Origin of the sequence: Methanospirillum lacunae (assembly GCF_003173355.1) — an archaeon.
Classification (GTDB): Archaea; Halobacteriota; Methanomicrobia; order Methanomicrobiales; family Methanospirillaceae; genus Methanospirillum; species Methanospirillum lacunae.
This window is the reverse complement of record NZ_QGMY01000011.1, coordinates 19,321-31,236: the sequence shown is the minus strand read 5'-3', so window position 1 is coordinate 31,236 and position 11,916 is coordinate 19,321. Positions and strand designations below refer to the sequence as shown.

At 48.3% G+C, this 11,916-nt stretch carries 12 protein-coding genes; 5 read left to right on the top strand and 7 right to left on the bottom strand.

Annotated features, from left to right (window positions below; translation table 11 throughout):
* Positions 1 to 918, bottom strand: coding sequence for a glutamine-hydrolyzing GMP synthase (gene guaA, locus DK846_RS14125; protein ID WP_109969612.1), 918 nt, complete (start codon positions 916 to 918; stop codon positions 1 to 3).
* Positions 918 to 2,501, bottom strand: coding sequence for a CTP synthase (locus tag DK846_RS14120; RefSeq protein ID WP_109969611.1), 1,584 nt, complete (start codon positions 2,499 to 2,501; stop codon positions 918 to 920). Before DK846_RS14120 ends, guaA begins: the two co-directional genes overlap by 1 nt.
* Before the next feature lie 185 nt (positions 2,502 to 2,686).
* Here DK846_RS14120 and DK846_RS14115 point away from each other — a divergent pair, with 185 nt between their 5' ends.
* The 4 genes from DK846_RS14115 to brxD all read left to right on the top strand — a co-directional run bounded on the left by DK846_RS14115 (position 2,687) and on the right by brxD (position 6,914).
* Positions 2,687 to 3,094 (top strand): PaaI family thioesterase, encoded by a 408-nt coding sequence (locus tag DK846_RS14115; protein ID WP_109969610.1) that lies wholly within the window; start codon positions 2,687 to 2,689, stop codon positions 3,092 to 3,094.
* A 62-nt stretch (positions 3,095 to 3,156) separates the two neighbouring features.
* The gene (locus tag DK846_RS14110; RefSeq protein WP_109969609.1) at positions 3,157 to 3,852 is read left to right on the top strand and encodes a dolichyl-phosphate beta-glucosyltransferase; all 696 of its coding nucleotides are present in this window, start codon (positions 3,157 to 3,159) and stop codon (positions 3,850 to 3,852) included.
* Positions 3,845 to 5,629 (top strand): tetratricopeptide repeat protein, encoded by a 1,785-nt coding sequence (locus DK846_RS14105; protein WP_109969608.1) that lies wholly within the window; start codon positions 3,845 to 3,847, stop codon positions 5,627 to 5,629. The genes DK846_RS14110 and DK846_RS14105 overlap by 8 nt, the downstream gene beginning before the upstream one ends.
* Entirely contained in the window at positions 5,616 to 6,914 is a 1,299-nt protein-coding gene (gene brxD / locus DK846_RS14100) for a BREX system ATP-binding protein BrxD (protein WP_109969607.1), read from the top strand. The genes DK846_RS14105 and brxD overlap by 14 nt, the downstream gene beginning before the upstream one ends.
* On the opposite strand, the gene hisD is transcribed toward brxD, so the two are convergent.
* Both hisD and DK846_RS14090 read right to left on the bottom strand, forming a co-directional pair.
* Positions 6,915 to 8,165, bottom strand: a complete 1,251-nt coding sequence (gene hisD / locus DK846_RS14095; RefSeq protein ID WP_109969763.1) for a histidinol dehydrogenase — start codon at positions 8,163 to 8,165, stop codon at positions 6,915 to 6,917.
* A gap of 55 nt (positions 8,166 to 8,220) precedes the next feature.
* Positions 8,221 to 8,766 (bottom strand): chemotaxis protein CheW, encoded by a 546-nt coding sequence (locus DK846_RS14090; protein ID WP_109969606.1) that lies wholly within the window; start codon positions 8,764 to 8,766, stop codon positions 8,221 to 8,223.
* Positions 8,767 to 9,003: 237 nt separating this feature from the next.
* Between DK846_RS14090 and DK846_RS14085 the strand changes: the two genes are divergently transcribed.
* Positions 9,004 to 9,588, top strand: a complete 585-nt coding sequence (locus DK846_RS14085) for a chemotaxis protein CheW (RefSeq protein WP_146201237.1) — start codon at positions 9,004 to 9,006, stop codon at positions 9,586 to 9,588.
* A gap of 5 nt (positions 9,589 to 9,593) precedes the next feature.
* Here DK846_RS14085 and DK846_RS14080 read toward each other — a convergent pair whose 3' ends face one another.
* From DK846_RS14080 to DK846_RS14070, 3 genes are all read right to left on the bottom strand, one after another.
* Positions 9,594 to 10,514 carry a hypothetical protein gene (locus DK846_RS14080; RefSeq protein WP_181391799.1) on the bottom strand — a complete coding sequence of 307 codons (921 nt, stop codon included), beginning with the start codon at positions 10,512 to 10,514 and terminating at the stop codon, positions 9,594 to 9,596.
* A 73-nt stretch (positions 10,515 to 10,587) separates the two neighbouring features.
* Positions 10,588 to 11,163, bottom strand: coding sequence for a flavodoxin family protein (locus DK846_RS14075; RefSeq protein ID WP_109969603.1), 576 nt, complete (start codon positions 11,161 to 11,163; stop codon positions 10,588 to 10,590).
* Positions 11,164 to 11,240: 77 nt separating this feature from the next.
* The gene (locus DK846_RS14070) at positions 11,241 to 11,873 is read right to left on the bottom strand and encodes a zinc metalloprotease (protein WP_245926567.1); all 633 of its coding nucleotides are present in this window, start codon (positions 11,871 to 11,873) and stop codon (positions 11,241 to 11,243) included.
* Positions 11,874 to 11,916 lie beyond the last annotated feature (43 nt).

Below are 11,916 nucleotides of genomic sequence, written 5' to 3'. Positions count from 1 at the left end.
TCATTCATATTCGATAGTTGCCGGCGGTTTGGGCGTGATATCATAGACCACCCGTGAAACTGCCGGGATAGTTGAGGTTATACGACCCTGGATCTCTGCCAGGTCTTCCCAGGTGATCTCTATTGGATCAGCGGTCATTCCATCGCGTGAGTTCACTGCTCTCACTGCAACGATCCACCCATGTAATCGGTTATCACCTTTTACACCGGTACCAAGACCGACGAGTGCTGCAAGGCATTGCCATGGACGGTACTTCTCAACCAGGACATCTTCAACGATTGCATTTGCTTCCCTGACCACCTCAATCGCTTCACGGGTGATCGCTCCGACCACCCTGACTGAGAGACCAGGACCTGGGAACGGCATTCGATGTGCTATCTCACCTGGTAGTCCAAGGGCTTCAGCCACATCTCTTACTTCATCCTTGTATAGTTCACGGAGTGGCTCAATCACTTTGCTGAACTCTATCGAGAGGGGCATACCACCAACATTGTGATGACTTTTGATGCCTCCCTCACTCTCAATACAATCCGGGTAGATCGTTCCCTGGAGCAGGTACCTGGCACCTGTTGCACGGGCTTCACGTTCAAAGATCCTGATAAACTTCTCACCAATGATCTTACGTTTTTTCTCAGGATCTGACTCACCGGCAAGGGCTGAAATGAACTCCTCGCCTGCGTCAATAATCCTGACACCCAGGTGACCAAATATTTCCTTTATCCGTGCGGTTTCTCCCTTGCGCATCAACCCGGTATCAACATAAATCGGGATGAGTTTGTCACCGATTGCACGCGATGCCAGTTCAGCACAGACTGAACTATCAACACCACCAGACAGGGCAATGACTGCATGTTCACCTCCTGCCTCTTCCTGAATCCTTCTGATTGATTCTGTAATGAACTTCTCAACCTTGACCATTATTCTGCTCCCTTCTTCATCTTCAGCGCTGCTTCAACAAACCCGAGGAACGGTGGTGAGGGTCTTGTCGGACGTGATCTGAACTCAGGATGGAACTGGGTTGCAAAGAAGAACGGATGATCCGGTATCTCGACGATCTCCATTCTGTTCCCCCAGGTTCCTGAGAAGATAAGACCCGCAGCCTCCATTTCAGCGATATATGATGGATCCACCTCGTAACGATGACGATGACGTTCGGTGATTTCATCCCCACCATACAACTTCATCGCAAGGGTCCCTGGCTTGACCGTGATCTGATAATCACCAAGACGCATAGTCCCTCCAAGTTCTTCGACACCGTCCTGTTCAGGCAGGATGGTAATCACTTCAGTGCCGGCGCTGCACTCACTGCTACACGCATCGCTCCACCCCAGAACATGACGGGCGTACTCAACAACCGAGAGCTGGAACCCGAGACAGAGTCCGAGTAGTGGGACCTTCTCTTCACGTGCAAACTGAATTGCACAGATTTTCCCTTCGATCCCCCTGACACCAAATCCTCCAGGGATCAGGATACCATCGCATTCCTTGAGTTCAGCTTTCTCAACACGCTCTGCATCAAGCCACCTGATTGAAACCTCGGTTGATAGCGACCGTCCTGCATGCTTGAGGGCCTCCTTTATCGAGAGATACACATCCTCTTTTCCGTACTTGCTCACAATCCCGATAGTTACCCGCTGGGTATATTCCCGGGTCACCACGCGGTACCAGTCAGGATCAAGGGATTCGTTTGCCAGTTTCAGATGCTGACAGAGCACCTTTGAGAGCCCTTCTTTCTCAAGTTCCATCGGAACCTGATAGATATCAGGTGCAGTAGTTGCACTGATAACTGCATACTGGGGGATGTCACAGAGAGAGGAGATCTTTTTCTTGGTATTGATTGAGATCGGGCGTTCACTTCTTCCAACGATGATATCAGTAAACAACCCGAGTTCACGCAGTGCCTTGACTGAGTGCTGGGTAGGTTTGGTCTTAAGATCCCCCATAGAGTCAGAAGGCATCAGGGTGACATGAACTAGTGCGCGGTCTTCGGGTGGCAGTTCACTACGCATCTGCCTGACAGATTCAAGGAATGGCATGCTCTCGATATCTCCGACAGTCCCTCCAACCTCTACAATGCAGATGTCTGCTTCTTTCCCATCAAAGACCTTCTCAGATGCCGCAATCCTGATGCATTCCTTGATCTGATCTGTAATATGCGGGATGATCTGCACAGTCTGACCAAGATAATCGCCCCTGCGTTCCTTATCGATGACGAGGCGGTACACCTTCCCGGTGGTAATATTGTGGGATGAGTTGAGCTCAATGTCCAGGAACCGTTCGTAGTTGCCGAGGTCCAGATCCACCTCGCCCCCGTCATGAAGAACATACACTTCTCCATGTTGGGCTGGATTCATAGTTCCCGCATCGATATTCAGGTAGGGATCAATCTTGACCGCGGTGACATTATATCCCCGGTTTTTCAAAAGCCTCCCAATTGATGCGGCGGTGATCCCTTTCCCAAGACCACTCATCACACCGCCGGTAATAAAGATATACTTCATGCCTCCCCTCAAAAAACTCAGCAAAAGAGTTGGCTCCGATCCCTCTAATACCAAACGGCCCCAGACCAGAAAGCAGGATTGTCTGAAAACTTAACTGGAGAATTCCCAAACCCGATGAACTTGAGCATTCAAAGAAACAGATCATCGTTATCTTCTTCCCTCTGGTTAAAGAAGCCCTAAGTAATATGTCATATCTTGATGATGTCATAAATTCAGGCCAGAAAGCAAACCCATTTTTCTGTCTTATGGGGATAGAACCAAAAAAATGGGGAGAGGGCAAAGCATCTCTCATGATGACCGTCAGGCCCGATATGACCAACGGGGAGGGATGGCTCCAGGGTGGGATGTATACGTCCTTAGTCGATGAGGCGATGGCTTTGGCTATTTACACTCTGCTTGAAGACGGTCAGATGATAGCAACAATATCCTGTACTACCACATTTCTCCGGGGTGTCAGGGCCAGAGAGTGTGTTGTAGCAGAAGCCTGGGTAGTCAGGAAAGGCAGACAGATCATCTTTACAGAAGGGAGAGTCTGCAGTGCGGACGCAAAGTATGAACTTGCCAGGTGTTCTGCGTCATTTACGGTACGATAACGGGAAGCAGTCCCCAGAATCTATAATACCACTGACGGAGAACAGCTGGGAAGCCACGATCGATGAGATACAGTATCGTTATTCCGGCATATAATGAAGAGAAACGGATAGGACATCTTCTGCAAAATCTCTCTGACCCACATGCAGAGTTTATCTTTGTCTGCGATGGAACAGACAGGACCCCGGAAGTAATACAGGAATTCTCATCAGGGCACCCGGATCTCACAGTCCGGTGTCTGAATAATTATTCACACAGGCTTGGAAAGGGTGGTGGGGTTTATGAGGGTTTCAGGGCTGCAACAGCTCCCCTGATTGGATTCATGGACGCAGACAATTCAACACAATATTCTGAGATGCTCCGCCTTATTGACCAGATCGGTGATTATGACGGGATCATTGGCTCACGCCATATGCCTGATTCGACCGTGGAGATTCATCAGCCCCTGTCGCGACGGGTCCAGAGCAGGGCATTTAATATCATCATCAGACTGCTTTTTGGTCTGCAGTTCTATGATACCCAATGTGGGGCAAAGATCTTTCGCAAGGATGCGATTGATAAAATTCTCCCAGCTTTACGGGCACGTGGGTTTGAGTTCGATGTAGAACTCCTCTGGCACATGAGGAGGGCCGGATTTCAGGTTCTGGAAGTTCCGGTTATCTGGAATGATACCGGAGATTCCAGGCTTCAGACTTCAGACGCATTTTCCATGCTTTCCACTCTTCTTCATCTGCGACTGGGTATCGGAGCCCATGATTGACGCAGACAGAATCACGGCCGAGGCATTCAGGCTGTTTGAGCAGGAAAAATATTCAGCCTGTCTTGACCTTATCCAATCCATTCCTCCGAGGTCGATAGATACAAGAATCCGGATCCTTGAAGCAATCTGCCTGTATAGTGTAGGGTCCCTTGATGAAGCAGAAGTCTGCCTACGTGATCTCAGGTCAAAGGTTCCTGATTCATCTGAAGTCTGCTTATACCTGGGAAAAGTACTTGAACGAAAAGGAGACGAAGGAGCCAGGGCAGAGTTTGCAGAAGCAGTCAGGCTGGCACCAGATCAGACAGAAGGTATCAGAAGATATGCCAGGTACCTTACAGGAGCGGGAGATCATCGGGCTGCACTCTGTCTGCTCAAAAGACTGGTTCTGCTCACGGGCAAGGGTGAAGATATTGCTGGACTCATGCTCTGTTATAGTGCTCTGGGATTTTTTGAAGAGGGTATTGCACGATACAAAAAGGCAGGAGCCCCTGACGAATGCTTCAGGATATATCTCAATCTGCTTTTGGCATCAGAAAAATTCCAGGAACTTGCTGACGAGATCGAAAAATCTCCAAACAAAGATGATCACGATCTTATAATCCTCTCCTGTGAATCCCTGGTTCACATAAATTCAGACAAGGCAGATCAGGAGTTTCTCATCCAACTCAGGAAAAACCCCTCTGCCGAACTTGCCTCCCATTATGCAAGATATCTTGAATCTCAGGGACTTATCCGGGAAGCACTCGGAGTCTGGTCAACCTGGCTCGCAAAGAGTGAAAACCCGGCATACCAATTGCAGGGAGCTTCTCTTATCGAGACAGTATCAGGGCCAGAACAAGCGCTTGAACTTTATTCACAAGTTCTTTTTGGAAAGGATATCCATGAACATTTGAATCTGAACATATGGCTCTCCTCCTTTCGCAGGCTTCTGGTGGAAACAAGAGGAAGTACTGTAGCACTAGACGAAGCACTTACCCGAATCAGACCTGATCTTCAGCCATCCATCCTGGTTGGAATCGCAGAGTGGTGTGAGGAGGAAAGGAGACATGAAGATGCAAAACGCCTTTTCCTTCAGGCATTCAGATCAGACCTGACAAACTCAGGTTTTTCGTATGCCCAGTACCTCGGACGGAATAGTGAGAAGAGGGAACAGAAAAAGATTCTGGGATATATTCTGAAAACGATCAGAAAAGCAAGGGATCTTGAAATGATAGCAGGAAAAATCCTGACATTACCAGAGCCTGAACCTGATCTCATCTCATTTCTGAACCAGCGGTTTGAAGGGTATGTCTCTCTGCTCTCCCAGGAGGGACGTGAATTATACGCCCGCTGCCTTTCTATGGAAACAAAGCATGAACTCCAGGCAGGAAGTCCGGATAAAGCTCTCAAACATGCCCTGACCGGGTTATCAGTTGTACCGGTTGATGCAAGTAGTGTTGCCGAGTTACTTTTTGCCCTCCTCGTTGAATCTAAAACTCAGGTTCTTCCGGACTTTCTTCCGTCACAGATATGTCCTGTAACAAAACCGCCGGGCTCTGTGAGCACCACAGGACAGATATCTTTCTCATGGCTTGATCCGGGTGAAGGGGCAGTCGTTGAATACCTTCGAAAACACCGGGTCTGTAATGAGATGGATCTCAGGAAAGTGGCAGGAACCCGCCGGGTTGCCGGGCTGATGAACAGAATCATGAGAAAATCTGAAGAGCATGGGATCCATCTTGCAGACAAGGAAGGATGCTCTGAATTCGGGGAGGTGTACCGATATGCAGGCCCCTGACATCTCTGACGCATCGGTCCTTGAGAGCATCGGGATTATCAATGCACTCAGGCGTGGGACAGTTCCTGCCCAGGGACTTGGAAGGTTCGCAGTTGGCCTTTCCACTGAGGAGCAGGTGATCGGGGATCAGATGGATCTTGTCTCAAAAGGTGGGGCAGATATCAAGTTCATCAGAGGGGAGTACGGAAGCGGAAAGACATTTCTCATAGCACGGGCCCTCGAGATTGCACGAAAAAAAGGATTTGTAACTGCCCATGTGGCAATATCTCCGGTTGCTCCTCTTCACCGCCTTCGATCCCTGTATGCGCAGATAGCAACATCTCTTCATGCAGGAGGTGAACAGCAGGCGTTCAGATCGATCATTGATGCCTGGCTGTATGGGATAGAACAGCGGGTCAGTGCACGAGAGGGGTCATCGATTCCAGCTGAACGTCTTGAAGAACTCACCCTCCAGGAGGTCGAGTATGCTCTTGATGACATCAGTTTGCTCAATGCTCCTATTGCTGCTGTTATCAGAACATATTATCTTGCAAACAACGCAGCAGACTTCAGGACTTCTCAGGCAGCCATTGGATGGCTCTGCGGGGATCCAAATATCGGGAGAGACCTGAGGCAAAAGGCAGGAATCAGAGGCGATATCGGTGACTCATCAATATTCCCTCTGCTTGAAGCACTCCCGGTGTTCGTAACCGGGGCCGGATACCAGGGGTGCGTGGTCGCCATAGATGAACTTGAGATAACCCAGACCTTCCCACGAAATCTTCGGGAGCGGGGATTTCAGAACCTGGTCAGAATAATCGATGCAATTGACGGAGGTTTGCTTCCCCGCTGGTATCTTATCTGTGCAGGAACACCCATGCTGTATGACGGACCTCGTGGAATGAGGCCGGTTACTCCCCTGTACGATCGAATAGGCCAGACACCAAAGGAAGGAGAGTTTCCAAACCCAAGACAGCCACAAATTCTGCTCAAACCATTCAGTCCTGACCGGCTTGAAGAGGTCGCCCACCGAATAGCCGGAGTATACGAAGAAGCATACGGCGAGGTTGACAGAAGCCGGATATCACACAGGTTTATCAGAACAATGGTAAACCGGGTGAGCACGGCATTTGGCGGAAGGATCGATATCATCCCGCGGGTTTTTCTCAAGGAGTTCATCGATATTCTCGATAAATGTGACCTGTACCCTGATTATGATCCGATGTCAGTGTACCAGACAGATCCATTCGACCTTCAGGAAATCCTCACAGACGAAGAAAAAGCGGTAATGCAGATCAGATTCTGATCAAATCTCTCTTCTGATGCGGGATGATATTGCGTGAGCATGCAATCCTTCAGCAGTTGCCAGTCTTTCAACAACATCACCAATGGCATCTATGCCTTCACGTGAGATGATCTGGACCGTTGATGTCTTGGTAAAATGTGACACATTAAGCCCGGAATAGAGTTTGGCATTTCCTGCCGTGGGAAGAACGTGATTTGTGCCTGAAGCATAATCACCACAGGCAACAGGAGCATACTGGCCGACAAATATTGAACCGGCATTCCTTACTTTCTGCAGAACTGGAAGAGGATCCTGTACCTGGATTGAGAGATGTTCTGGTGCTATTTTGTCTGATGACGCTATCGCATCAGCAATAGTATCCACAATCAGATATCCTGACTGGCCAAGTGCCTGCCTGATGATCTCATGTCTTGGGGCTTCTTCTACGAGACGTTCGATCCAGTCTCCGACCTGTTCAGGAAGACCGGGATCTGTAGTGATTAGTACAGAGGCAGCCTGGGGATCATGCTCAGACTGGGCAAGGATATCTGCCGCAACAAAATCCGGACGAGCGGTATGATCAGCGATGATCGCGATCTCTGACGGCCCGGCAGGAAAGTCAATCTCAACTCTTCCCCTGAGCATCATCTTTGCTGCGGTAACATACGCATTACCAGGACCTACGATCTTCTGGACCGGCCTAATCGTATCGGTTCCAAGAGCCATCGCAGCAATAGCCTGCGCCCCTCCTACTGTATAAATATCTGTCACCCCTGCAACGTCAGCGGCAACAAGGGTCAGCGGGTTTGCAGGAGGGGGAGTACAACAGATGATCTCACTCACTCCCGCTACCTGGGCCGGCACTGCACACATCAACACAGTTGAGGGGTATGCCGCGCGACCCCCGGGAACATACATCCCGATCCGTTCTAGCGGAGTAGTTTTGACCCCGAGTGTAATGCCATCTTCAGTTCCGGAAAACCAGAGATCTTTCTGCCTTTGCAGTTCGTGAAAGGTCCATATCCGTGAAAATGCTTCAGTCAGTGCTTCGACGATCTCAGGATCTACCGATTCGTATGCCTCATCTATCTCATCTTCACTAACCCTGAGGTGATCCAGCCTGATCTTGTCAAACCGCTCACACAGATCGAAAAGGGCCTCATCCCCCCTCCCTGCTACCTCATCAATGATATTCTGAACAGCGCCTGAGACATCCGTCAGTGTTGCCTGCTGACGGGAGAGCCAGGTATCAAGCGTGAGAGCGGTCCACACCATGCGATATACGTATGATATGCCCGGTAAAAAATGAGTACGCCTATAGTCGGCGTTATCCTGATTGAGAACTTATTGCACTATCCCATCGCCATACATAGAACCCTGGTGTCGGGCGAGCAACTTTTCCCTTGAGAAGTTCACGCATCATCTTCTCCAGGTTCAGGTACAGAAGAACCATCTGTTCAGTGCCGCCCACAGATTCTTCCACAACTCGTATTATCCCTTTCACGTAGTCTTCAATCCCATGACAGGCAGATATGTCCACAGGCATAACCTCCCTGAATTCCACTTTTCTGATCATGGAAACCTCATCTACAGAAACAGCCATGGGAGTCCCCATCACCTTTCCTGCCGGAATGATCATAGTTCGCCTGCGATTGGATTCTGCTGCCTTTTCCATCCCAAGAAGTGGTGCAACATTAATAGCAGGGATCATTTCCTGTTTCCATTCGACCATACCGTCAATATACGGGGGGGCATCATACACCTCGACTGTTGGGAGTGGAACAATGAACTTATCGATAATGTTGCTGTCTATGAGGTAATGATCTCTTCCAAGTTGTATCTCCACAAGGGTAAGGAATTCCTCCACCTGCATCCCCCTGTCTCCCACAGGAGACGTATTATATCAGTGTGTGTCTCGCCCATATTGATATCTTCCTGAGTTACACCTTACAAAAGTCATATTCAAAGTCTCGCCAGATAGATCTTACTGTTTCGATTAATCAGGACAGAGATACAAAGGTCTATCCAGATTCATTGATAATATAAGATCATTTATGCTTTGGTGCCATCTGCCGAGGGGCTGAAGTACAAGAAGATTTGGGCAGGGGACATGGATACAACTGTACAGTTACACAGGCTGCTTCTTTTCTCCCTCGGGGAAGGAACCTACGCGGCAGACGTCTCGTACATCAGAGAAATAGTGCAGGATCAACAGAAGATTCCTCTTCCCAATGCCCCGGATTATATTCCGGGAGTCTTCAATCTGCGAAGTGATGTTGTCAAAGTGATAGATATCAGACGCATCATCCCGTTATCCGGGGAAGGGACAAAGAAGAAGATCATTGTATTTGTGCCTGAAAACGACTCCTCAACACGATTCGGTATGGTCGTGGATGAAGTCTATGGGATTATGGAGATCCCTTCAGACTGTGTCTCTCTTCTTGACCGGACAAATACAGGCATCCAGAATAATTTCATGATCGGCTTCTTTACGTTCTCACTAACCGGGTTCCTCAACCAGTCAAGCAGAAAATATGCAACTGGAAGTGATGAAGTTGTCTGGATAGATTTTGAGGATATGATCCAGACCATCATTGACGAAGAAAAAGCTCAGAATATCGTTTTCCGTCTGACTGCTCTCTTCAATCCCCAGTACCTCTTCTCTGACAACTGGAGATCCATACAGAATAAATAAGAAGATCAGACTGCAATTCGCAGTTTCTGATCCTTTCCTTTGAGAAATCCGACCTTTTTAAGATCATCCAGAATTCCATCGATGTACTCTGCGCTTAAATGGAGTGCAATCTTAGCCCCATCGTCGCTGGTCTCTACATCACGGTTTGCAAACTCGTTGATAATGTTCTCTCTGGAGACCTTTCCCTCTTCCTTTATCAGGGCGAGAATCTCAGATACCAGGATGTGTTTGATCTGAAGTCTTGGGAAGAATGAGGCACCATCCTCTTCTTCAACTTCATATTTCTCAAGAAACTCCCCGATCTTATCCAGATCATCAAGGAATACATATTCGGAACCTATTGAGACGAGCCATTCACCGTCATCACCTGCTGTTATGGTGCTTGACACGTTGTATTTTTCAAGAATTTCATCCCTGATTTCAGGGATCTCATCTGCAAATACCGTCAGGGTTGACTCGTCCGGTTCTATCTTTTTTGAAAGAACAAGACCACTCTCCCCGATATCCAGAAGTTCATTCAGATGAAGCAACCTGGTAAGATACACTTCTTCGATGATCTGCTCAAGAATGTCTTCGCTCTCATCTCCATCAAGTGTACGGTCGCCTGTGACGAGATCCATCACACCTGATCCCACCCGATCTCCCACCTGGTACTTCTCAAGCGCCTGTGCGATTGCATCGCGTTGCGGAGTCAGTTGATCGCGGGCCATAGAGAAAGACTCTGACTCCTCCTCTGTGGTCTTGGGATCTGATATCATGCAATCAAACATTGCAGCGAGATTCAGGTAGGTTCCACTGAGCATCAACCGTACATCAAGGGAAAATTTCTGTTTTACCTGGGATGATACTCCCATATCCTTCAGGACCTTTACAAAATCCCTTGCAATATCATGTGATGAAAAATAGATCTCTTCTTCCAGAACCATGGAGGACTCCACATTTCTTTTGTTTCTGCTGATGATATCCTTGCCGGCAGCCTGAGCCACAAAAAGAAGACATTTATGAGTGTATCTTTTTCAAGAGCCATGCCATGTTATGACCCAGCAGTTCCATTGCTGCAAGTCCTTCTTCATCATCCTCAACCTCACCTGGTCCGCCACCAAGACCCACATTCCAGTAACTGGACCCGGGAATGATCATTTGAGATGTCAGAAAGAAGTGGTTAATGGTATCAAAGGCATGGATGCCTCCTCCCCTTCGCATAGATACTACTGCTACCCCGACCTTACGCTGAAAGAGGTCACCGTTTGCCTTCCCAATCATTCCACAGCGATCAATAAACGCTTTCATTTCAGCAGTTACATCTGCGAAGTACATAGGGGAGGCGAGGATAATGCCATCTGCTTCAATCATCTTTTGCACAAACTCGTTGAAAGAATCTAGTCCGATGATGCACTCCTTATCCTGATTTTCATAGCACTGGTTACAGGCTTTGCATCCCTGGAGAGGGTTGCACCCAATCCTGACCAGTTCTGTCTCTATCCCTTCTTCCTCAAGAACACCAAAAACAACTCTAATCATGAGCTCACTGTTTCCTTTCTTCCTGGGACTTGCGGAGAAGGCCACCACTTTCATAACAGATGGGTGGACTGCTTATGATAAAATAACAGACTCTCTAACATCCGTTAAAATTATGGGAGAACAAAAAAAGTCTAGAAGAAAGGTCCTGCAAGATTATAATTCAGGGCTGAAAAGAGAATTGCAAACGCTATGAGCACCATCGCAATGTAAACAGGGGTGTTCCAGGGCAGGATTTTTGCTCCATCCAGTGGACCAAGAGGAAGGAGGTTGAATGCCGCGATCATTGCGTTGATCCTTATTCCCATAATGCCTACAAGAGCAACTTCGAATATGCCAATATTGATTCCGGCAATCAGGAGGAGGAAAAACGGGATGAGAAGAAGCAGGTTGCTCAGCGGTCCTGCTAGTGAAATCTTTCCATTCTCCCCCTCTGATATTTGAGAACCGTAGATCATGGTTGCCCCGGGTGCAGCAAATACTACTTTTGCAAGAGCTGCTACCGCGACTGCAACCACAAGCATGGTAGGGTTCATCTGAAACTCTGCCCAGTATCCATACCGCATTGCAGTGAATTTGTGAGCCATCTCGTGGACGATAAACGCCACTCCCGCAGTGATCATTGAGATCAGGAACATTTCAAGGATCAGAGTTGGTATGAGTCTGCTCGTCCCGATCATAGCCACGGTGAACGCCGCAGAAAGTGCAAGCCAGGCGATCAGGAGATCTCGTCTCTCTCGCTGCGGTATTTGTTCCCAGATATGCATGGGTATCAGGTTTAGTATCAGGTCTTAAAAATCAGGGTCATCA

Coding starts and splice junctions, on each gene's coding strand:
- guaA (WP_109969612.1), bottom strand. CDS start 918: ATGGTCAAGGTTGAGAAGTTCATTACAGAATCAATCAGAAGGATTCAG.
- DK846_RS14120 (WP_109969611.1), bottom strand. CDS start 2,501: ATGAAGTATATCTTTATTACCGGCGGTGTGATGAGTGGTCTTGGGAAA.
- DK846_RS14115 (WP_109969610.1), top strand. CDS start 2,687: ATGTCATATCTTGATGATGTCATAAATTCAGGCCAGAAAGCAAACCCA.
- DK846_RS14110 (WP_109969609.1), top strand. CDS start 3,157: ATGAGATACAGTATCGTTATTCCGGCATATAATGAAGAGAAACGGATA.
- DK846_RS14105 (WP_109969608.1), top strand. CDS start 3,845: ATGATTGACGCAGACAGAATCACGGCCGAGGCATTCAGGCTGTTTGAG.
- brxD (WP_109969607.1), top strand. CDS start 5,616: ATGCAGGCCCCTGACATCTCTGACGCATCGGTCCTTGAGAGCATCGGG.
- DK846_RS14090 (WP_109969606.1), bottom strand. CDS start 8,766: ATGCAGGTGGAGGAATTCCTTACCCTTGTGGAGATACAACTTGGAAGA.
- DK846_RS14085 (WP_146201237.1), top strand. CDS start 9,004: ATGGATACAACTGTACAGTTACACAGGCTGCTTCTTTTCTCCCTCGGG.
- DK846_RS14080 (WP_181391799.1), bottom strand. CDS start 10,514: ATGGTTCTGGAAGAAGAGATCTATTTTTCATCACATGATATTGCAAGG.
- DK846_RS14075 (WP_109969603.1), bottom strand. CDS start 11,163: ATGAAAGTGGTGGCCTTCTCCGCAAGTCCCAGGAAGAAAGGAAACAGT.
- DK846_RS14070 (WP_245926567.1), bottom strand. CDS start 11,873: ATGCATATCTGGGAACAAATACCGCAGCGAGAGAGACGAGATCTCCTG.